This is a genomic window from Brevibacterium aurantiacum (assembly GCF_900169065.1).
Lineage (GTDB): Bacteria > Actinomycetota > Actinomycetes > Actinomycetales > Brevibacteriaceae > Brevibacterium > Brevibacterium aurantiacum.
The window spans coordinates 79506-100581 of the sequence record NZ_FXZB01000016.1 but is presented as its reverse complement, the minus strand read 5'-3'; the positions used below and the strand labels follow the sequence as shown (position 1 = coordinate 100581).

22 protein-coding genes and 3 tRNA genes are annotated in these 21076 nt (G+C 63.8%); 12 read left to right on the top strand and 13 right to left on the bottom strand.

What is annotated here, in order from left to right; translation table 11 throughout:
* Nucleotides 1-108 precede the first annotated feature (108 nt).
* Nucleotides 109-1740, top strand: a complete 1632-nt coding sequence (locus tag BAUR9175_RS12295; RefSeq protein ID WP_101583950.1) for an amidohydrolase — start codon at nt 109-111, stop codon at nt 1738-1740.
* Nucleotides 1741-1743: 3 nt separating this feature from the next.
* On the opposite strand, the gene BAUR9175_RS12290 is transcribed toward BAUR9175_RS12295, so the two are convergent.
* Nucleotides 1744-3105, bottom strand: a complete 1362-nt coding sequence (locus tag BAUR9175_RS12290; protein WP_101583949.1) for an aspartate aminotransferase family protein — start codon at nt 3103-3105, stop codon at nt 1744-1746.
* Nucleotides 3106-3226: 121 nt separating this feature from the next.
* On the opposite strand from BAUR9175_RS12290, the gene BAUR9175_RS12285 reads away from it, so the two are divergent.
* Nucleotides 3227-3838, top strand: a complete 612-nt coding sequence (locus tag BAUR9175_RS12285) for a YigZ family protein (RefSeq protein ID WP_101583947.1) — start codon at nt 3227-3229, stop codon at nt 3836-3838.
* Between the two features lie 30 nt (nt 3839-3868).
* Here the strand turns inward: BAUR9175_RS12285 and ybaK are convergent, their stop codons facing one another.
* Nucleotides 3869-4369, bottom strand: a complete 501-nt coding sequence (ybaK, locus tag BAUR9175_RS12280; protein WP_101583945.1) for a Cys-tRNA(Pro) deacylase — start codon at nt 4367-4369, stop codon at nt 3869-3871.
* A gap of 256 nt (nt 4370-4625) precedes the next feature.
* A complete protein-coding gene (locus BAUR9175_RS12275) occupies nt 4626-4973 on the bottom strand; it encodes a metallopeptidase family protein (RefSeq protein ID WP_009881606.1) in 348 nt (115 codons plus the stop codon).
* A gap of 173 nt (nt 4974-5146) precedes the next feature.
* On the opposite strand from BAUR9175_RS12275, the gene BAUR9175_RS12270 reads away from it, so the two are divergent.
* The 3 genes from BAUR9175_RS12270 to BAUR9175_RS12260 all read left to right on the top strand — a co-directional run bounded on the left by BAUR9175_RS12270 (nt 5147) and on the right by BAUR9175_RS12260 (nt 5489).
* A tRNA-Glu gene (locus BAUR9175_RS12270) sits at nt 5147-5219 on the top strand.
* A 55-nt stretch (nt 5220-5274) separates the two neighbouring features.
* Nucleotides 5275-5348, top strand: a tRNA-Asp gene (locus BAUR9175_RS12265).
* 68 nt (nt 5349-5416) lie between these two features.
* Nucleotides 5417-5489 (top strand) — tRNA-Phe (locus tag BAUR9175_RS12260).
* 53 nt (nt 5490-5542) lie between these two features.
* Here BAUR9175_RS12260 and BAUR9175_RS12255 read toward each other — a convergent pair.
* The 7 genes from BAUR9175_RS12255 to BAUR9175_RS12225 all read right to left on the bottom strand — a co-directional run bounded on the left by BAUR9175_RS12255 (nt 5543) and on the right by BAUR9175_RS12225 (nt 11699).
* On the bottom strand, nt 5543-6469 hold the full coding sequence (locus BAUR9175_RS12255; protein ID WP_101583944.1) for a tyrosine-type recombinase/integrase: 927 nt from the start codon (nt 6467-6469) through the stop codon (nt 5543-5545).
* Complete coding sequence (locus BAUR9175_RS12250; protein WP_101583941.1) at nt 6466-6663, bottom strand: hypothetical protein; 198 nt, start codon at nt 6661-6663, stop codon at nt 6466-6468. The genes BAUR9175_RS12255 and BAUR9175_RS12250 overlap by 4 nt, the downstream gene beginning before the upstream one ends.
* A gap of 208 nt (nt 6664-6871) precedes the next feature.
* Complete coding sequence (locus BAUR9175_RS12245) at nt 6872-8374, bottom strand: FtsK/SpoIIIE domain-containing protein (RefSeq protein ID WP_101583939.1); 1503 nt, start codon at nt 8372-8374, stop codon at nt 6872-6874.
* A 152-nt stretch (nt 8375-8526) separates the two neighbouring features.
* Nucleotides 8527-8889 carry a hypothetical protein gene (locus BAUR9175_RS12240; protein ID WP_101583938.1) on the bottom strand — a complete coding sequence of 121 codons (363 nt, stop codon included), beginning with the start codon at nt 8887-8889 and terminating at the stop codon, nt 8527-8529.
* Between the two features lies 1 nt (nt 8890).
* A complete protein-coding gene (locus BAUR9175_RS12235) occupies nt 8891-9244 on the bottom strand; it encodes a hypothetical protein (RefSeq protein WP_101583936.1) in 354 nt (117 codons plus the stop codon).
* Between the two features lie 373 nt (nt 9245-9617).
* Nucleotides 9618-10610, bottom strand: coding sequence for a replication initiator (locus BAUR9175_RS12230; protein WP_308298042.1), 993 nt, complete (start codon nt 10608-10610; stop codon nt 9618-9620).
* Between the two features lie 228 nt (nt 10611-10838).
* The gene (locus BAUR9175_RS12225; RefSeq protein ID WP_241211341.1) at nt 10839-11699 is read right to left on the bottom strand and encodes a CPBP family intramembrane glutamic endopeptidase; all 861 of its coding nucleotides are present in this window, start codon (nt 11697-11699) and stop codon (nt 10839-10841) included.
* A gap of 195 nt (nt 11700-11894) precedes the next feature.
* On the opposite strand from BAUR9175_RS12225, the gene BAUR9175_RS12220 reads away from it, so the two are divergent.
* The 3 genes from BAUR9175_RS12220 (at nt 11895) to BAUR9175_RS12210 (ending at nt 14334) form a co-directional block, all read left to right on the top strand.
* Entirely contained in the window at nt 11895-12785 is an 891-nt protein-coding gene (locus BAUR9175_RS12220) for an SDR family oxidoreductase (protein ID WP_101583933.1), read from the top strand.
* 114 nt (nt 12786-12899) lie between these two features.
* Nucleotides 12900-13883: a patatin-like phospholipase family protein gene (locus BAUR9175_RS12215; RefSeq protein WP_069599545.1), complete on the top strand. Its 984-nt coding sequence runs from the start codon at nt 12900-12902 to the stop codon at nt 13881-13883.
* Between the two features lie 79 nt (nt 13884-13962).
* Complete coding sequence (locus BAUR9175_RS12210; RefSeq protein ID WP_101583932.1) at nt 13963-14334, top strand: hypothetical protein; 372 nt, start codon at nt 13963-13965, stop codon at nt 14332-14334.
* 19 nt (nt 14335-14353) lie between these two features.
* Here the strand turns inward: BAUR9175_RS12210 and BAUR9175_RS12205 are convergent, their stop codons facing one another.
* Both BAUR9175_RS12205 and BAUR9175_RS12200 read right to left on the bottom strand, forming a co-directional pair.
* Nucleotides 14354-15163, bottom strand: coding sequence for an isocitrate lyase/PEP mutase family protein (locus BAUR9175_RS12205; RefSeq protein ID WP_180959240.1), 810 nt, complete (start codon nt 15161-15163; stop codon nt 14354-14356).
* Nucleotides 15160-15870 (bottom strand): ArsR/SmtB family transcription factor, encoded by a 711-nt coding sequence (locus BAUR9175_RS12200; protein WP_069599542.1) that lies wholly within the window; start codon nt 15868-15870, stop codon nt 15160-15162. The genes BAUR9175_RS12205 and BAUR9175_RS12200 overlap by 4 nt, the downstream gene beginning before the upstream one ends.
* Before the next feature lie 73 nt (nt 15871-15943).
* Between BAUR9175_RS12200 and BAUR9175_RS12195 the strand changes: the two genes are divergently transcribed.
* The gene (locus BAUR9175_RS12195) at nt 15944-17371 is read left to right on the top strand and encodes a sugar porter family MFS transporter (RefSeq protein WP_101583929.1); all 1428 of its coding nucleotides are present in this window, start codon (nt 15944-15946) and stop codon (nt 17369-17371) included.
* Between the two features lie 9 nt (nt 17372-17380).
* On the top strand, nt 17381-17752 hold the full coding sequence (locus tag BAUR9175_RS12190; protein ID WP_009881595.1) for a universal stress protein: 372 nt from the start codon (nt 17381-17383) through the stop codon (nt 17750-17752).
* Between the two features lie 9 nt (nt 17753-17761).
* On the opposite strand, the gene BAUR9175_RS12185 is transcribed toward BAUR9175_RS12190, so the two are convergent.
* Entirely contained in the window at nt 17762-18244 is a 483-nt protein-coding gene (locus BAUR9175_RS12185; protein ID WP_009881594.1) for a DUF1648 domain-containing protein, read from the bottom strand.
* A 103-nt stretch (nt 18245-18347) separates the two neighbouring features.
* On the opposite strand from BAUR9175_RS12185, the gene mgtE reads away from it, so the two are divergent.
* Nucleotides 18348-19715, top strand: a complete 1368-nt coding sequence (gene mgtE, locus BAUR9175_RS12180; protein ID WP_009881593.1) for a magnesium transporter — start codon at nt 18348-18350, stop codon at nt 19713-19715.
* A gap of 93 nt (nt 19716-19808) precedes the next feature.
* Entirely contained in the window at nt 19809-21074 is a 1266-nt protein-coding gene (locus BAUR9175_RS12175) for a C45 family autoproteolytic acyltransferase/hydrolase (RefSeq protein ID WP_101583928.1), read from the top strand.
* The last annotated feature ends 2 nt before the right edge of the window (nt 21075-21076 follow it).

Below are 21076 nucleotides of genomic sequence, written 5' to 3'. Positions count from 1 at the left end.
TCCGTGCTCTCCGACGCCGCGGCGGCCTCGGTCGCCGCGCAATCCGCGCTCTCTCGCTGTAACTGATTCCTACGCTGTAACTGATTCTGACGCTGCAAAGGTGACACTATGAACATCGACGCGATCTTCACCGATCTTGATGCCCACACTCTCGACCCGGCACGTCCGCGGGCGAAGAAGATCGGCGTCTTCGCCGGCCGCATCATCGGCTTCGACGAGGAACTCGACGGCGTCACCGCAGATCGGGTCGAATCGCTGGGCGGGGCCACCGTGCTTCCGGGCTTCAACGACGTCCACTGCCACACCGCATGGTTCGGACTCACCTTGGCATCCATCGATGTCACAGCTCTGCCCGGCGGTCTGCCCGATGTCTACGCCGCGCTCGAGAAAGCTGCAGCGACGACACCGGCCGGCGAGTGGATCAACGCTACCGGCTACGCCCACCGCGACTATGACGGGCAGTACCCGGAGCTCTCCCGCCTCGACGAGATCACCGGCGACCGGCCTCTGTTCATGCGCCAGACCTCAGGGCATGCCGCGATCGTCAACACCGAGGCGATGAAGCGAGCGGGGATCCTCGACCCCGGCTTCAGCGACCCCGTGGGCGGCAAGGTCGTCACCGATGCGGCGGGCCACCCCACCGGTCTGGTCGAAGAGACCGCGCAGGGCCTCGTCCAGGACCTCATCCGCCCCTACTCACTCGACACGATCGTCGACGCCATCGACCTTGCGACTGCGTACTACGCAAAGGAGGGCATCACCTCCTTCGGTGACTGCGGCGTTGCCTACGGGTGGATCGGCCACTCCCCCATCGAGGTCTCTGCCTATTTGCGTGCCCGGGAAGAGGGCAAGCTGCGCGCCCGGGTTCAGCTGTTGCCGCAGGCCGATGGTCTCCACGAGATCGCAGCGAACTCCGCAGACGGCTTCGGAATCGGCCTCGACGCGGGAGTGCGCACCGGCCTCGGCGATGACCTCGTTTCCCTGGGACCGGTCAAGTTCTTCATGGACGGGGCGCTGAGCGGGGAGACCGCTGCTCTGCGGGAGAACTACGAGGGCAAGGACCATCCCGGCTACCTGCAGGCCGACGCCGAGGTGCTGCGCAAGCAGATCCTGGACACCTACGCCTCCGGGTGGTCCGTCGCGGTCCATGCGATCGGCGATGCGGCCGTGGATGCTGCGGTGGCCAACATCGTCGACGCCCAGGCCAAGTACGGTCGTCGAGCCGTTCCCAACCGGATCGAACACGCTGCCCTCGTCCATGATGAGCACCTGGCCACCTTGGCCGACAACGGCATCGTCGTGACCCCGCAGTCCGCGTTCGCCGAAGGCATCGGCGATGGAATGAACGCCTCGCTGGGGCCCGCGCGCCGCTCACTGATCTACCGCGCGAAGTCCTTCATCGACGCCGGTGTGCTGCTGGCCGGCAGCTCGGATCGCCCCTGCGCCGACGGCAATGCGCTGCGCGGCATCGAAGCCTTTGTGACGAGGAAGACCCGCGACGGCGACATCATGGGCTCGGCCGAGGAATGCCTGAGCACCGATGAGGCGATCGCCGCCTACACCTCGGTCGCCGCCGAGGCCTCCGGGCACGGCGCGGACAAGGGAACACTGTCACGCGGGAAGCTCGCGGACTTCGTGGCCCTCGACGCCCACCCCGCAGACGTGGCTCCTGAGCAGATCTCACAGATCCCCGTCCGCGCCACCGTCCTCGGCGGCGACTTCACCCACGACGCCCGCTAGAGCTCAGCGGGAGAAGTCGAGGTCGGTGAGCACCTTCTCGAAGACGCCGAGGCCGGTTTCGAGGTCCTCTTCGCTGATGTTGATCGGCGGGACCACATGGAGACGGTGGTAGTTGTTGAAGGGCACCACCCCGTGTTCTTTGAGCGCAGCCACCACCGAGGCGACCTCGGGTGAGCCGCCCCCGTAGGGTGCCAGCGGTTCCCTCGATTCCTTGTCCCAGACCAGTTCGATCGCCCAGAAGGCACCGACTCCGCGGACTTCGCCGACATGCTTCGAGTTCTCCGCGATCTGGCGCAGCCTGGGCCCGATGATCTCCTCACCGATGCGCTCGGCGTGCTCGATCATGCCCTCCTCGTCCATCGCCTTGAGCGTCGCGACTGCTGCGGCACAGGCCAGCGGGTGGCCCGAGTACGTGAGCCCGCCGGGGTAGGCCTTCTGCGCGAAGGAACCGTAGATCTCCTCGTCCATGATCACTCCGCCTAGGGGCACGTAGCCGGAGTTCACGCCCTTGGCGAAGGTGATGATGTCGGGCACCACATCGAAGTGTTCGAAGGCGAACCATTTGCCGGCCCGCCCGAATCCGGCCATCACCTCGTCGGCGATATAGATGATGTCGTGTTTGTCGCACAGGGCTCGCACGCCCTGCATGTACTCGCTGCCAGGCAGCATGATGCCGGCCGTGCCGGGGATGGACTCGAGGATGATCGCGGCGATCGTCGACGGACCCTCGAGTTCGATGGTGCGCTCGAGGTGGCGCAGAGTCCTCTCGGTCTCCTCCGCCTCGGTGGTGGCCGAGAATTCGGACCGGTAGAGGAAGGGCCCGAAGAAATGGACGACACCGGAGTCGCCACGGTCATTGGACCAGCGGCGCGGGTCACCGGTGACGTTGACGGCCGTCTCCGTGCCCCCGTGATACGAGCGGTATCGGGAGAGGATCTTGTGTTTGCCGGTGTGCAGCCGGGCCATGCGGATCGCATGCTCGTTGGCATCGGCGCCGCCGTTGGTGAAGAACACGTGGTCCAGACCGGCCGGGGTGCGTTCGGTGATGAGGCGGGCGGCTTCGGACCGGGCGGCGTTGACGTGGGCGGGACTGATCGTGCACAGCAGGTCCGCCTGGTCCTTGATGGCCTGGACGACCTTCGGATGCTGGTGGCCGATGTTGGTGTTGACGAGCTGTGAGGAGAAGTCGAGGAACGACTGTCCCTGACCGTCGACGATGGTCGACCCCTGCGCGCGGGAGACGGTCATCGGGTCGATGAGCTCCTGGGCTGACCAGGAGTGGAAGACATGCGCTCGATCGAGTTCGTAGGCTCTGGCGGATTCGTCCTTGATCGCCGAGATTTCAGCTTCGCTGAGCTGCTGCACAACGCATCACCCTTTCACCATTGTTCAGGTTCGTCCGCTCATCGTAGATCAGATTCCGGCGAAACGGTCCCGGCCCGTGCTGCCGGGATCCGCGTCAGTGGTCTTCGGTAGAGTGATCGGCATGCCCTACCGCACGATCGCCGCCCCCGTTGAGACCGAGATCGAGATCAAGAAGTCACGCTTCATCGGCTTCCTCGCGCCGGTCGCCGACGAGGCAGAGGCTCGGGAGGTCATCGCCGAGCGCCGCAGCGCCCACCCGAAGGCGCGCCATCATTGCACCGCGTTCGTCCTCGATCCCGATTCGCGCACACAGCGCTTCAGCGATGACGGGGAACCAGCAGGAACGGCCGGGGCGCCGATCCTCGACGTCGTCTCCGGCCACGGGCTGACCTTCGTCGTTGCGGTCGTGACCAGGTACTTCGGGGGAACTCTGCTGGGCGCGGGAGGGCTCGTCCGCGCTTACGGCCAGGCCACCTCGGCGGCCTTGGAGACGGCACGCATCGTGACGAAGCATGAGCTGGTGCCGGTGCGAGCCGAGGTGGACTACGCCCAGGCCAATGCCCTGGATCGGGCGGCCGGGAACCGGGGCTGGACGACACGGTCACAGTACGGTGCCGCCGTGCATCTGGACATGATGGTCCCCGTCGCCGAGGTGGACGCGGCCCTGGCGATATACGCAGACGTCACCGCCGGTCAGGCAGAGCCCGCCGTCGGTGACGTCGAATGGGCGTGATCAGTGCTGAACTGATCAGTGCTGAACTGATCAGTCCAGAGCTGCGATCTTCCCGACCTGTGCATTGGTCAGCATGACGAGGTCCTCGGGACGGATCTCGATCTCGAGGCCACGGCGGCCTGCGGAGACGAATACCGAGGAGTGCTCGAGTGCGGTGCGGTCGATGACGACCGGCACAGCATGACGCTGCCCGAACGGAGAGACTCCGCCGACCGGGTAGCCGGTGCGGCGCTCGGTCTCGGCCACGCCTGCCAGCTGAGCCTTCTTCGCTCCGCGTGCCGACGCGAGACCCTTGAGGTCGAGCTGCCCGGACACGGGGACCAGGGCGGTGACGGGTTCGCCGTCGACCTGGATCATCAGGGTCTTGAACACCTGGTCGGAGCCGACGCCGAGCTTATCGGCTGCTTCGGACCCGTAACGGCGGGTGCTGGGGTCGTGATCGAAGCTGTGCAGGGTGTAATCGATGCCTGCCAGGTTGAGTACACGGACGGCCGGGGTAGCCGCGCTTGTCGGTTTGGATGCCACTGTCATAAAGGGGTCGTGCCTCCTGCCCGTAAATCTGCGAGGACACGCGGAGCACTTCTGCCCGGGGCATTCGCCCCTGTGTTCCCGCGTCGATACGGACGGAATGTTGTATCGAATGCTGATGGGTACCCGCCCACAATAAGCGAAGTCCCGGCTCAAGCGCCAATCAATGACGGGTGATGAAGCACCTGCCACCGCCTACGACCTGGGGTGACGCTGGACTTCACCGTCGCTTGCGGGGACTGCGGAGGGGCGTCTGGGTTCAGCCCCAGCCGATCTCGTGGAGGCGTTCGTCGTCGATTCCGTAGAAGTGGGCGATCTCGTGGACGATGGTGATGACGATCTCGCTGCGCAGGTGATCGCGGTCCTCGGCAAAGGAGATGAGGTTGTCGCGGTAGAGGAAGATGTTGTCCGGCAGTTCGAGGCCGGAGATTCCCCGCTCCCCCACCGGCGTTCCGTCATAGAGGCCCAGCAGGTGCGTGTTCCCATCCTCGGGTCGGTCCTCGACGAAGAGGGCGACATTGTCGAGTTCGTCGGTCACGCCCGCGGGAAGCTGGTCGATTGCCTCATCAAGGATCGTTTCGAACTCTTCATCACTGAGGTCTTCCATGTCCCCAGCCTAATGGGAGGGTCTCCGAAGCGGCTGTGGACTGCCCTCTCGATCACCGGTTCGCTGGCCTTCGAAACAGTGTGACCGAGGACACGGGTTGCCGGTTTGCGCTCAGCAAAAAGGTTGGGATAAGCTTAACGTCGTTGCCCTGGGGGAATCCGAGGACAACCTGGGCCCCCATCGTCTAGAGGCCTAGGACACCGCCCTTTCACGGCGGCGACACGGGTTCGAATCCCGTTGGGGGTACGGTGTAGGATTGGAAAGTCCGCCACCACAACGGATACACTAGTTACACCAGTTAGGCCCTGTAGCGCAGTTGGTTAGCGCGCCGCCCTGTCACGGCGGAGGTCGCCGGTTCGAGTCCGGTCAGGGTCGCGGAGCACAAGGCTCTTCTTCGGAAGGGCCTTTGTTTCTCTCAGCATACTTCGGTATGTTGACGGCCTGGCTCTGTAGCTCAGTTGGTAGAGCGTTCGACTGAAAATCGAAAGGTCACCGGATCGACGCCGGTCGGAGCCACAAATAGCGAAGCCCCTGCTACGGCGGGGGTTTTCGCATCTCTGAACCATCTGTCACGCTGACTCACGATTGACCTCACTTCCATCCTCTGCGTCATAGAACCGTTCCACCGTCCTACGAGCCGCCTGCTTCCCCGCAGTCGTGTACAACGACGTGACCGCGAGTGAGCTGTGCCCCATGAATTCGCGCACGTCGTGGGCAGGTATCCCCATGTCCAACCAGGTTGTCGCAGCGTGGTGACGGAGATCGTGCCAACGCAGGCCAGGGCGCACACGGGCGCGGACTTCCCGCCACTTCAACTCCCGAGCAAGGTTCGAGGGATGCAGCGCCTTGCCCCGTGGACTAGTCGTCAGCAAGTCCCGCGGATCGGACGATGCCAAATCAACGTCGTGCGCCTCGATGTAGTCGAGCAGCTCGGGCAGGATCGGGACGTACCTGGGCCGACCGGACTTCGTCGTGACGCGCTGCCCCTGCCGGTCCAACTGAGCGTTCACGAGCAGCAGACGCCGCTCCACCTCGACCTGCCCCACCGTGACCGCCGTAGACTCCGAGAGCCGCAGCCCCGCATACGCCTGCAAGGCGAACAGCAGCCGATACCGCCGAGGCACCACGATGAACAGCTCACTGAGCTGTGCAGGCGCGAGCGCGTACGAATCACGCGGCTCCGTCTTCTGGCGCGGCAGCTCCATCTGCCGAGCAGGATTCGCCCAAATCAGCCGCTCGCGCACCGCACGCTGCAACACACGCGAGAGCACAGCCCGTGCATCAGTCTTCGTTGACCGAGCACCAGACCATGCGAAGTACGCATCTTCCAAGTCCATCGGGGACAGCTCATCGAGCCGGTAATCACCTAACGACGGCAACACCCTTATACGCCAACCGATCTCGTAGGAAGCCCGAGTCGACGGAGCCACCTGGCGAAGCACCGCAGGCAGGTGATCAGCGCCGAACTCTGCAAGCGTGGGAACCGCCGCAGTCATAATGGAAGCTCCCAGCTTCCGCTGTCACTCTCGCACTGGCCCAGGTAGAACTCAGTCGCCTCCGAGACCTTTCGATAAAGCGCCATAGCCTCCGCATCACCATTCTGATCCGCCCACTCATGCAAGGCACGCAGTAGCCGGCCCCGCTCAACCCCATCGAGCCGGTGCAACTCAAACCGCATCTCATCATTCACTTTGATCTCCTTCCGCACTTCCGCCTAGGCAGCGGGCCGCACCCCCGACCCTTCGGGCCGAGGCTATTGATTGGATCGTTCCACCAGCACGACGTCCAGGCAGTCAGCCACTCGCTCGGAGAGAGAATCCGATTCCTCATCTCCCCAGCAGGACAGGGCCGCCAAAATTATCCCCGCCTGTTCTGCACTCAACGCCGTGTAAACCCGTTCAGACATACTCATCAGCCGCCTCCTGAATAATCCTCTCGGCCACGCTTTCCGGGATGAAATGCGCACGGACCTTCCTGTACTCAGCGCCGGTGTCGATCAATGCCAGACCAGGCATATCCGTGGGGAAGTTCAGCGGCGATAGGTCAGGATCATCCGGCACATCACCCAGCGCGGCCCTCACGGACTCTGTCGTACGCAGCCGCAGCGCGAGCCGTAGATCAGCCACATCACGAATAGCAGTCGGCAGGGCATCACTCGTCGGCTTCTGAGTCATCACAATGGTGAACATGCCCACTGATCGACCCCTTTTTAAGAGGTCGATGAGCGCCTCAGTAATCCTGCCGACCTCCTTTTTCTTTTCCTTGTCCTGCCCTGCGACTCCCGAACCTACATAGGTCTGGACCTCATCCACGACCGTGACGCACACGGGATGCTCAGCAGTCGCGCCGAGCTTCTCATCCCAGAAATTCGAGCTGCCGCGCGCCTCTTTCTGAGTCCTGAGCCGGTCACGCATTATTTCCACACGCGTTTCGAGCGCATCGGCAACCATCTTTAGATCGCGATCCTCGACGCTGTAAACGTCAGCCAGCCGCTGAACGAACGCGAGATCGCTTCCACCTTTTCCGTCCCACACCGCTACGTTCGCGGCAGGAGAAAGTAGCAACGGCCCGAGGACCACCGACATGAGCGCCGTTTTCCCGGCACCGGGCAGACCAGCGACCACGCAGCCGGAAAGGCCCGACATTTTCAGTGCCGCAGGTTCGCCCTCAGTGTCACGGCCATAGGCGACGGTGCCCGTCCCTGCATCGAACGCAGGAAATTTGGAAAGCACAACACCCTGAGCGAGCGGATCGCCCTCACGGATCCGAAGCACGACGTCTGCCCCCTGGGGCTTCGCCGTAACTCTCGTCTCTCCACCAATCAGCTCACGAATCGCCTGTTCTAAGTAGCGAACCACACCGGCATCGGAAAGAGACATAGCATCCTGCTTGACCGCACGCCGACGGACGATCAGGACCAACCCCGATCCGTCAAGCTTCCACGACCTGATCTTCGGAAACTCCACGTAATCCGCGCCAAGTCGTAGCAGACCGGCAACCCCGAAAACCAGACGCAGCATGTCAAACACCGACGGCCCCTCACTGATCTGAGCACCCTGATGATCGACGCGAACCCGCCGCAGCTCCTCGCGTTCCGCATCCTCGCGCCGACGCCCAAGCCCCGCAGAGGAACACAACGACTGCCAGTAGTACAGGACATTCTCCGTCGCCGAGGCCGACGCCCACGGAACGCGCCGAGTCCGGCGTATCCACCACGTTCTCACCACCCGTCGTGCCGGAAGCGCGACAACCGCGTAGAACGCCACGAGCAGTACTAACACGACACCGGCTGCAGCCGACTGACCCGCCACCGCGAACAGCACGGTAGCCAGCAGCACGGCGACCGACAGCCGCAGAACATACGGGTACCAGCGAACGACTCGCCTCACTACCGTGCTCACGACTCAACCCCGCTGAAATATCGAGTGAGTGCCCGTGATCCACTGGTCCGCACGGTCAGCCAACAGCACGACTCCCGGCAGAGCCAAGTACAATTGCGGCGCCAAGTCACCAAAGAACAGACGGACACCGAAGTCCAGGCAGTCTGCGAGCATTAGCCCTCAGCCCCTGGCTTCGATCCCTGTCGCCCACTCCCAGACGCCGGAGAGACGCCAGCGGCAACGAAGGCAACTCCCGACTTCCCGTTGAAGTTCCACGGAATACCCGCAAGCCCCGAGAAGGTCACAGGCCCATCAGCCTCAGGCCTCGTGGACGACGCTACGCTCACGTTGAGGAGTTCGCTCGCCTCCTCTGCATCACCGCGCCTCAACACCTCGACCGACCAGACCGGCAATCCGTCGGCGTTGCCTTTCTGGTGGGGTTCTCCTTGGCCACCATCCGGACGAATCATCTTCGGACGCACACCCACAGCCACAAGACCGCCGAGCGCCGCCTGATCCACTGGAATCTGTCGCATGTCAGTTCTCCTCCTTCAGGACTTCACTCACTCGATCAATCAGCCACGTAGTCGGCCGCACAGTATTGACTCGACGCCCACGACCCGTGCCGCTCACTTTCACTTCGAATTCCAGAAGTTCCCCATCGACGGCGGAGATCGCACGGCGAATAGTGGGCTTACTGGTCCCCAACTGCTCAGCTAAGTGCGTCACGTTGACCGGCGCAAAGCTCTCCGTCAGTCCGATCCGAGAAATCACGGCCTGCACCATGAGCTGCTCGTATGGCGACCCCACCTCCTCTGCGCTCCCTTCGAACTCCTGCAGGACTGCGTAGACCGCCCCCATCTCCCTCAGCGAGGCACCTGAACTCTTCATGTCTTCCTTCCCGCCTGGGCCACTCCCAAGCTGACACGTTCACTGTAACACCATGTTCCAGCTCAAGCAATAGCTAATATGCTACACCGTGATCTGCCCATCGACCAGCAGATGTTCCAAAATTCCATAGAGGTCAAGCGCGCGCGTCCCGCGCGCGTGCGCTAACCTGCGCGGGCCTGCGAGCCACCTGCGGCCGGGGGCTTGCGCTTGCGACTTCGTCGTTCGCGCCCCCGGTCCTCGGCGTCTCTCCGGCCTGCTCGGGCGCAACAACACATCGGAACGGCGCACAACCCCTCCGGGATTCGAACCCGGACATGACGAAGTGCCGTCCTGACACTCAGCTCTCAGAACGGCTCAACACTCCGACTACTGATCAGGGCACAGACCCTCCAGACCCGTACACACCCGTCAGGAACGCCTCCCGATGGATCGCCAACGCCTCAGCGAAGCTCATCGACTCGACACCCCTGTCGCCTTCACAGCTGGCATCGCCCAGATGCTCCTTCGCCCATACACGTCGCTGTTCTTTCAGTGTCTTTCGGCGCAGCACAGACCACTCCTTCGACCGCGACACCGAGTGAGACCCGGCGCCCAACGACCGATGCCGACGATGCCCACACGAACGACCGGCACACTCCTTCGTGCAAGCCATGTCATCTCGCGCGGCAGTATGCAGCGCCTCAACATGCGCAGTCGCCTCCGCAGAGCGATTCTCCACCGCCTCAATACCGAGGTCCTTCACCACGTAGCCCAAAATCTTCCCTAGATAGGCAATCGCCTTACGCGCCGATCCACCGTCTAGACCGACCACTTGAACATCAGACTGCCGACCCCACCGCCAAGAACGCCCCTCGTCAATCGGGCTCGGCGCAACGACACCGGCACAGGTCTGCTCGATCAACGACACCAACGACGCACGAGGCATCGACATACCCTCGACACGAATAAGGCAATGCATATGAAGCACTCCGCGCGCCTGCCACTCACGCACCGCAGCCACCTCGAACCGATCCGGCAACGCACGATGCAGCGCGATCTGCGAAAACCGCCAAAGTTGGCCCATATCGCGATTAAACGCGGCCTGAGCGGCATAGTCATACGAGCCAGGACTCACCGGCACACCACGCAGCACACGATCACGCTCCGAATGCTGCCGACCACACGCACACCGCGACACCGACCGCCCAGCCTTCGGCACTCGGTGAACTTTCCCAAACGAGGGAGCCGTCAGAGTCAGCAACACGAACACCTCTCGCCCCGACCCAGCACCCCGGACACCATCGGACAGGATCGCCTGCCAGTCACGCCGGTACACCCGAGCGCACTTTGGGCAGGTCAAGAAAGAACGCGACCCGCAGTTGACCATCTCCCCCGAGGCCGTCATGACCTTCCTCGCGCACTTACGCCGAGCGACCACACGCGCTAACGCCACCTGCTCAGCCGCGACCATCAGCGCTCCACTCGGGACGAGAATGAGACTGAAAATCGAAAGGTCACCGGATCGACGCCGGTCGGAGCCACCACACAATGAAAACCCTCGCTTCGGCGAGGGTTTTCGTGTATCCGCAGCCGGCCCACAGCCGCCCAAGCTCAGTCAGCCCTCGCTGAGCGCGGGCAGGGATGCTTCGGGAACCTGCCGCCGATTGCGCGGTGGGAGGATCGTGCCGCGTCGATGAGCCATCCAGACGAAGACGGCCCCTGCGAGAATGCAGATTGCAATGGAGAGCACACTGCCCTCGGGGCCGAAGTCTCCGCCGGTCAGAAGCACCGGGCCCGACATCGTCGCATCCAGCAGCCCCTGCGGAGTATCGGCCCCGGAGACTTCGGTGCTGAAGACTCCGCCAGCAGCGATGTTCCATCCGAAATGCAGACCGATCGGAACCCACAGTCGTCTTGTCGCCATATAGGCAGCGGTGAGCATAAAGCCGGCCTCGACCGCGATGGCGATCGCACCGAAGAGTGAAGCGTTGGGGTTCAGCAGGTGCATGAGGCCGAACGCCAGTCCGGCGACCACCATGGCGATCCATGACCCGGTCCGCTCTTCGACGACTCGGAACAGGACACCCCGGAAGATCACTTCCTCGGTGACCGCGGCTGCTGCCATGAGACCGAGCAGCCCCAACAGTGCTCCCGGAGATCCGAGTCCATCAACCGTGTACCCGCCGAGGAGCGCAATGGCAGCGATCGAAAGACAGAACAGGCCGATGCCGATGAGCGCTCCGAGGCTGAGCGCCCGGAGAGCACCTGCCGACGACACCTCGACGACCGGGCGATGTTCAGTGCGCCGCACGACAGCGCGGTAGACGATGAGCGTGAGGGTGGCAGTGATCAGCCCTGCCAGGAGAGCAAACACCCCGTTTCCTCCGACGATATTTGCCGCGACTCCTCCGAGCGCGGTGACTGCCACAACGGCGACAAGCTGTTTGATGAGACGCACGACATTGACTCCATTCATAGGATGACCGGAAGCGTTCGCCCCGTCCATCCGCGACGATAGGGGGCACGTGTCTGGGCCGACATCACTCTGGAGAGTGAAAAGAGAAGAGACCAACTGGTTACGAATCGGTAACTATGGCATGTATTGTGATGTCAGTAACAGCGCCCCCAATCGAACCATGCGCTGAAACTCGAGCTGCAAAGGAGCAAACATATGACCCGCGGTACCCCAATCGAAGGTGCACGAGTACTGATCACCGGCGCCGGCAGCGGCATCGGCCGTCTGATGGCACTCGACGCCGCAGCGCGTGGAGCAGCGGAAGTTCTCATCTGGGATCTCTCAACTGAGAGCGGACAGCGCGTTGCCGACGAGATCGCGGCAACCGGCACCAACGCCCGGTCCTTCACCGTCAACGTGGGCAACTCCAAACAGGTCACAGCAATCGCCGAAGACACCGGCCCCGTGGACGTCCTCATCAACTGCGCCGGAATCGTCACCGGCACGAAGCTGCTCGAGGCCGATGAGGCCGCGATCCGCCGAGTCTACGATGTCAACACCCTCGCCCTGTACTGGGTCACCCGTGCCTTCCTGCCCGGAATGCTCGAGCGCGACCGGGGCACGGTGGTCACCATCTCAAGTGCTGCAGGAATGGTCGGCGTAGCCAGGCAGACCGACTACTCGGCGAGCAAGTACGCCGCGGTGGGCTTCACCGAATCGCTGCGTGCCGAACTGCGCGCCGATGGTCACAACGTCAACACCCTCGTCGTCTGCCCGTTCTACATCAACACCGGCATGTTCGAAGGCGTCAAAACCAAGTTCCCACGTCTCCTGCCCATCCTCGAAGAGACCAACGTCGCCAACGACGTCCTGGACTCCGTCGAATCGGGTCGTGAGCAGCTGGTCATGCCGTCGTTGGTCCGCATCCTGCCCGGGGCGCGACTGCTGCCAACACGGGTCTTCGACAAGGTGATGGACTTCCTCGGCGTCAACAAGACCATGGATCACTTCACCGGCCGCCGCCCCGTGATCGCAGAACAGAACACTGCATCACCGGCCGCCGAGCTCAACGATGCCGACCCTGTCTCGGCACCCGCACCGCGCTGAGAAACAACACGGCCCACTCCTCTCATTGTCCCCGCCCCTGCGGGTAGACAATGAGAGGAGTCCCGTCGGCACGAGGGTCGCCGGGATACCGAGGTCTCTGAGGAGGAGTGCGTCATGGCCGTCACCGATCTGGTCCTCGAAGGCGGGGGCGCCAAACTCCCGGGACTCGTCGGCGCGGTCAATGCGCTGAGCTCGGCGAACTATTCCTTCAACCGCATCGCGGGAACCTCGGCCGGCGCGATCGTGGGCGCTCTGACTGCCGCAGGATTCCCTCCGGAACGACTCATCGAAACGATTCTAGGCAAGGACTTCACCGACTTCGAAGACCTCAGCCCGGCCTTCCGTCTCGCGCCGTGGCTGGGGAAGATTCAGGGGCTCGTGTTCCATAAGGGGATGTATCTCGGCTCGGCCCTCTATGACTTCCTTGACGAGCTCCTCGCCGCGCAGGGCATCCGAACCTGGGGCGACCTGCGCCTGCACGATGCCAACAGTGCACTTCCGCCGGAACGCCAGTACCGCCTCGTCGTCATCGTCTCCGATGTCTCACGTGGTCGCATGCTCCGTCTGCCCTGGGACTACCGCGAGGCACTGGGCGTCGACCCGGATTCGCAATCGGTCGCCGAGGCGGTCTGTGCTTCCGCGGCAACTCCGTTCTTCTTCCGGCCCCGCTCCCTGCAGGCAGACCCGCATACCGCCGGCGGTGCCTCGGTGCTCGCGGCCGATGGTGGCCTGCTCTCGAACTTCCCCGTCGACATCTTCGATCGCAGAGACAGCCAGCCTGCACGCTGGCCCACCCTGGGGGTGATGCTCTCGGCCAAGACCACGGCCGAAGCCGAATGGCGGCCCAATGCGAACACCTACCAATATGCGCTCTCGCTGCTGTCGACGATGATCAATGCCCACGACCGGCGCCATATCGATGAGCCCTCGGTCACCGATCGCACGATCTTCGTCGACACCGGTGCACAGAGCAGCACCGACTTCGATCTGACGATGGCGGACAAGATGGAGCTCATCGGGTCAGGTGAGGCCGCGGCCGAAGAGTTCCTCAGCGCCTGGGACTGGCAGGCATGGAAGGAACGCTACGACCGCAGGTGATCGCACCACCTGCGCACCGCCCGCTGCTCGTGCAACAATGTGAGCGTCGACAGACACGACCACCACCGAAGGAGCGATCATGAGCGACAATCCCAACGATCCGACACAGTGGCAGGACGAACCCGAGATGGGTGCACCGCTGATGGATGACCCCACCCTCGACGAACCCACGGCCGATGAGCTCGATGATCCGGAGCTCAATGCCGCCGAGGCGGAAGCCGATGACGTCGACCCGGACCTCGATGTCGAACCCATCGACGCCGAACCCGGTGCCGATGGCCCCGAGGGCACAGGCATCGAAGGTGCCGATGATGCCCTGCTCGAGGACTCGGGTGAGGGCGACGAACTCGATGCCCCGGACATCTCCGGTGAGTTCTCCACGGATTCAGCCACCGCGGCCGATCTGGGGAATCGTCCCGGTGATGAGATGCTGACCGAAGACGAGGACTGAACCGAGAACTGACCTGTGGTTAGTCGCCCAGCTGCGAGACCGTCCGGTAGGTCAGCACATTCGCTGTCTGCGCCGGGCGGTCTTCTCTCAGCCCACTCAGTGACTGCGCTGCCGCCGAGATCGCGGCCCGGTAGAGCAGCGAACCGGTGCTGATCCTGGCCACCCCCACCTCGGCGAACTGCCCACGTGAGTACCGCGGACTGGCGAGAACGTTGACCGGCAGCGGACTCGCGTCCACGATCGGCTTAACGACTGCCAGATCTAGGTCACCGGGAACGAAGATCCCATCTGCCCCGGCATCGACATAGCGGCGCATCCGCTCGAGGGTATCGCCGAGGCTGTCCTGACCGGTCCAGTACGTGTCGATCCGCGCGTTGACGAAGAGATCCGGGAATCCCTCCTTGATCGCGGAGACCTTGCCCACCAGGGCCAAAGGTTCGACGAGGCGCCCGCGAGCGGAATCCTCGATGTTGATTCCGTCGATCCTCAGGTCGGCGCCCTCTCCTGCGAAGGCGCCTCGCAGAGTTTCAACGACTGTGGCCGGGTCGTCACCGTAGCCGTCTTCGAAATCGCAGGTGAGCAGGGCATCGGGCAGTGACCGTCTGATGTTTTCCAGCAGGTCCGCCATCGCCCTGAGCGTTTCACGATCCTCATCGGCGACGCCGATTCCGGCGGCCACACCCAGACTGGTGGTGCCTACGGCAGGGTGACCCGCCTCGGCGAACAATCGCGCACTTGCCACATCCCAGGCACAGGGCAGGATGAACGGGTTTCCGGGTATGTGAAGGCTGTGGAAGGTCCGGTGCGGGTCGGTAGTTGTGCTGGTCATAGCTGTGTCACCTCGGTGGTGAGAATCCAGTCGAGTTCGTCCCGACCGGTCGGTGTGAGTGTGAGTGCGCGAGAGCTGCGACGGCGGACGATCCATTCCCGGTCGAGGAATTGTGCGCAGATGGCATCTCCCAGCCACCCGCCGAGGTGGGTGCGTCGTTCCGTCCAATCGAGGCAGGCACGTGTCAGCGGGCGAGAGATTGAGGCCGCGGTGGGGACATCGATTCCCCATTCTTCTGCCAGGCCAGAAATTCCCGGCTCGGTCACGGTCGCGGTGTCATCGGCCCATCCTCTCGCGGTGACTGCCGCCCAGATCTGGACTCCCAGATGTCCGGCGATGTGCCGGTAGCAGGTTCGTGCCTCAAGGAGGTGCCGGTCGCGGGTCTTGGCCGCCAGGCTCGGGGCCGATTCGATCCGCTCCCCCGCCAGCGCACCCGTGTGTTCGAGCCAGTCGGCGATGTCTCTCGAGGCCAGCTGCACATAGCGGTGCCGACCCTGCCGACGTTCGGCCAGTACGCCGCGAGCGATGAGGATGCTGACGTGTTCGGACGTCGATGACATCGGCACCTGCAGGGCACGTGAGAGCTCCGTGAGCGTCCATGCTCTACCGTCGAGGAGGCTCGTGCAGATCATGACGCGGGTGGGGTCGGCGAGCGCCGAGGCCAACGCGGCGATGTCCGGTGCCGATTCCGGGTGGCTCCTGGTCATAGCTCGATGGTATGCCCCTGAATGTTCGGGCTCGGCCGAACTGTGTTAGAACGAGAGAGGAAAGGAGGCGCTCTTGTCGTCATCGCCCTATCCCCATCGACAGCAGTTCGACTTGCCGCATGCCGGTTCTGGTCGTCCTGTTCACCGCCTCGGCATCATCGCCACTGTTGCGACCTTCGGCGGTCTCCTCTTCGGCTATGACACCGGAGTCGTCAACGGCGCTCTTGAGCCGCTGAGCGAGGACTTCAACCTCACCGCCCTCTCCGAGGGCCTCGTCGTCGCCAGCCTCATGGTCGGTGCCGCTTTCGGTGCCGTCTTCGGCGGTCGCGTCGCCGATGCCTATGGCCGCCGGCACACGATTCTGCTGCTCGCCGGTGTCTTCATCATCGGCACTCTCGGCTGTGTACTCGCCCCGGGCGCGGAGTTCCTCATCGGCTCGCGCTTCATCCTGGGCATCGCCGTCGGCGGGGCCTCTGCCACCGTGCCTGTGTATCTGGGCGAGATCGCGCCCTCGGAGAAGCGCGGGTCGTTCGTGACCCGCAATGAGCTGATAATCGTCGCCGGACAGCTGGCAGCGTTCATCATCAACGCCGTGATCTTCAACATCTGGGGCCACGTCGACTCCATCTGGCGCTGGATGCTCCTCGTCGCCCTCCTACCCGCGATCGCCCTGCTCGTGGGCATGATTTTCCAACCCGAGAGTCCTCGCTGGCTGATCTCGAAGGGCCGCACCGAGGAGGCTCTCGCGGTCCTCAAACAGGTCCGCTCCCCCGAACGCGCCGAGGCGGAGCTCGCCGAGGTCACCCACCTCGCCTCCGAGGACGCCAAGCAGGCCACCGGTGGGCTCTCCGACCTCGGAACCCGTTGGGTCCTGCGCCTGGTCATCATCGGTGCGGGCCTCGGTTTCTTCCAGCAGCTCACCGGCATCAACTCGGTCATGTACTACGGCACGCAGCTGCTCACCAATGCCGGACTCGACTCCGGGGTCGCCATCATCGGCAACATCGCCAACGGCGTCTTCTCCCTGGCCGGCATCTCGGTGGGCATGTTCCTGCTCAACAGGCTGCCGCGTCGAGTCATGTTCCTCACCGGCTACGCGCTCATCGCGTTCTTCCACATCCTCATCGCGCTCACCGCGGTCGTCATTCCACCGGGACCGGCCCAAGCCTGGACAGTCCTCGTCTTCCTCGTCCTCTTCGTCTTCTCCATGCAGGGCACGGTGGGACCGCTGACCTGGCTGATGCTCTCAGAGATCTTCCCCATGAAGATCCGCAGCTTCGCCATGGGCATCTGCGTTTTCGTGCTGTGGATCATGAACGCCGTCGTCGCCCAATTCTTCCCACCGCTCATCGAGGCGATGGGCATGACCGCGACCTTCAGCATGTTCGCCGGCTGCGCCGTCATCGCCTTCATCTTCCTCTACACGCTCCTGCCCGAGACGAAGGACAAGGACCTCGCCGAGTTCGAGCGCGAGTTCAAGGCGAAGTACGGCAGAAAGTAAGGAGTCACCATGTCAGTTGCGGTTGCAGTCACCGACAGCCCCGAAGGCCGCACGGCCTTGGACAGTGCCGTCGCCGAGGCCCGAGCCCTGGATACCGGTCTGCTGCTCATCAACCTCACCCTCCACGATTTCACCGACGACGAGATCCCTGCCGATCTCGATGTCACGCTCATCAACCGTTCCGGACGCGGTGACCGTGATCCGGTCACGGCCGTCCTCGATGAGCTGTCCGACCACGCCGAGGTGGATCGACTCGTCCTCGGTGTGCGCAGTCGGTCCCGGGTGGGCAAGGTTCTGCTGGGTTCCGTCGCCCAGCGCCTCATCCTCCGCTCCCCCGTGCCCGTGCTCACCGTCCGGGTGCCGGAGGCTGCCCGGCGTTGAAGCGGAAGCTCAACCGGCCGAGAGTGTTCGTTTGACCCCGAGGATCGTCGCGGTCGCCAGGCCGAGGATGCCGGCGAGGAAGAATGGGGCGCCGTAGCCGCCCCAGACAGAGATGGCGGTGCCGACGTAGACGATGAACAGGGCCGCTGAGACCCACACCATCATCCGTTCAGACTCCCGAAAGACGGACTGCGCGTTCTCTGCGGTCACGACGACCGGGAAGTTGAGCATCTGCGGCCGAGTGGACAACCATGAGGTTGCGGCGATGAGCACACAGAGCAGACCGACGAGGACGAACAGAGTCCAGCTCGGACCGTAGCTGTCGGCCCTGCCCGCAAGGTCGAAGTGAGTGGGAATCAGATCGGGCAGAAACGGGTAGCCGGCCAGCAGAACCGCGGAGAGCACTCCAGTGGCAAGCAGCGTCGAGCGTCGCACCCACTTGGTGAGAGTCCCGGTCACATAGTTCGTCGCGTAGTTGTCGTGCCCCACCATATAACGATCGTACCCGTCACCAGCGGGCCGCTTTGGGCCCGGCGTCTCACGGTGACATAGGCTGGACAGCGATCACCCGGGCCCCGGACGCTAAGGAGCAGTCATGACTGATATGACGGTGGAGAACTCGGCGGCCGACCGCCTCGAATCCGCGCTGTCGGGACGCATCGACCGGGCCGCGATGGACGAGATCGCCGAACTTGCCCACCAGGTTCCCCTCCCCGAGCTGACCCGCCTCGTCCACACGAGCACACCCCTGCAGTCGGCGGTCCTTTTCCGCATCCTGGATAAGGATGAAGCTCTTGCCGTCTTCGAGAACCTTCCTCCGGGTTACCAGGCGGAACTGATCCAGAGCCTGCGGGAACCGGAGGTCGCCCACATCGTCGAGGGCCTCGACCCCGACGACCGTGCCGAACTCTTCGGCGAACTTCCCGCCAACGTCGCCCGCAGGCTGATGAGCGGACTCGATGCCGAAGAACGCGAGATGACCACCGCGGTCCTCGGCTACCCGAAGAAGGCGATCGGCCGGTACATGTCACCCGAGGTGCTCAGCCTCCACGAGGATTGGACCGCCGCCGAGGCGATGGAGGTCGTCCGCGCTCGCATCGACGGTCCCGAGACCGTCTACCTCCTGCCCGTCGTCGGGGTCGGTCGTGTCCTCTTGGGCGTGGTGTCACTGCGTAACCTCATCGCCGCCGAGGCCGAGGCTCCCGTCGGGGACCTGGTGCGCGAATCCATCAGCACGCAGGCGCTGACCGACCGTGAGGTCGCCTCCCGCCAGTTCCTCTCCCACCGGCTCATTGCGATGCCGGTCGTGGACCAGGAGGACCGCCTCGTCGGGATCCTGACCATGGACGACGTCCTCGACATCGTCGATGAGGAGGACGCCGAGGACATCGCCCGCTCCAGCGGCTCCGAACCCCTCGACCGCTCCTACCTGTCCTCGACGATCTTCCGGCTGGTCAAGAGCCGCATCGTGTGGCTGCTCGTCCTCGCCGTCTCCGCAATCCTCACCGTCCAGGTTCTCGAGGTCTATGAGGATCGGCTCGACCAGGTCGTCATCCTCGCTCTCTTCATCCCGCTGCTCACCGGCACGGGAGGCAATACCGGCAACCAGGCCGCAACGACAGTGACCCGGGCACTGGCCGTGGGCGAGGTGAGAATCCGCGACCTCGGGAAAGTCATCTGGCGCGAGCTGCGGGTCGGTGCACTGCTGGGAGCTGTGCTCGGCACCCTGGGCTTCATCGTCGCCGGTCTGGTCTATGGGTGGCCGATCGGTCTGGTCATCGGACTGACTCTGCTGTCAGTGTGCATGATGGCCGCGACCGTGGGCGGACTGATGCCGATCATCGCGAAGCGCGTCGGGGCGGATCCGGCGGTGTTCTCCAACCCGTTCATCTCCACGTTCTGCGACGCCACCGGCCTGATCATCTACTTCACCATTGCCACGACGATTCTGGGGCTCAGCTGATCGCAGTTCGTCTCGCGGCCGGTGAAAGATCCAATCACCAAGTCTTGTCAAGGTTAAGTTGACACACCAGGAGTGTCAACTTAACCTTGACGCATGACTTCATTCAATTTCTTTGCAATCACCGAAGACCGCCCCTCGACCCGCTGGCAGTCACTGTTCGATGCCGTCTGGCCCGGCTACCGGGCGTGGTACCTCCGCGACGGGGATCTCGCTCGGCCCAGTCTGGCCACAGCCGAGGCCAAACTGCGCGAACACATGCCCGAACTCGTCCCCACCTGGCAGCGCCTGGTCGAACTCGCACGCGGGGACGAGACCGCGGCACGCATGCTCACCCTGTGGAACCCGCCGCGTTTCCTCCCCGGCTGTTCACAGGTTGCCTTGCAATCACATGAGCCGGCGCTGGTGCGCAACTATGACTACGGGTTGGAGCTGTTCGAACAGGTCCACGCCTCGACTCGCTTCGGCTCACGCCGGGTGATCGGGACCTCCGACTGCCTATGGGGTCTCCTCGATGGGATGAACGAGGACGGACTCGCCGTCTCCTTGGCCTTCGGTGGGCGTCCAGGCGACGGTGACGGCTTCGCCGCTCCGCTGGTCGTGCGCTTCCTGCTGGAGGTCGCCGACTCCGTGCCGGAGGCCCTGCGCCGACTCGAGACGATACCGGTGTCCATGTTCTACAACCTGACCATGATCGATGCCGACGGCACAGCAGTGACGGCCTACGTCGGTCCCGGGATGGCCCCGGAGGTCATCGATGATCCGGTGGCGACGAACCATCGCGGTCGCCACCCGGAGTTCCCCGAACATGCACGACGATTCCGCAGCCTCGAGCGACAGGACTTGCTCACCGAGGCAGTGGAACAGGGGTGCGATGTGCAGGAGCTGGCCGAGAGAATGCTCAGCCCCGGAGTCTTCAGCGACGACTACGACAACGCCTTCGGCACCCTGTACACTGCCGTCTATCTGCCGCTGCGAGGCGAGGTCGAATATCATTGGCACGACCGCACCTGGACCCGCAGCCTGAACTCTACCGAGGAGATGATCATCGTGACCCTCGATGAAGACAGCCCCGAACCGATACCTGTCGACGGGCAGCCCGAGAACCAGCCGATCACGGACCCGGTCAGGGAATTCGCGGGCTCCGCTGTGGCCGATCTGCTCGACACAGCACGGCAGGCCGTCCACGATCTGTCCCATTCGCCGGACCCCGAGGCGTTTTCGGCTCTGCTCAGCCTCTCCGCCGAGGTCGGTGAGGCTCTGGGGACCAGTGCTCGCACGATGGCCGAGCACAATTCCTGGGCCCGGGTGGCCGAGATGGCCGACGTCAGCCGTCAGGCAGCCTGGCAGCGCTGGCGCTGAGC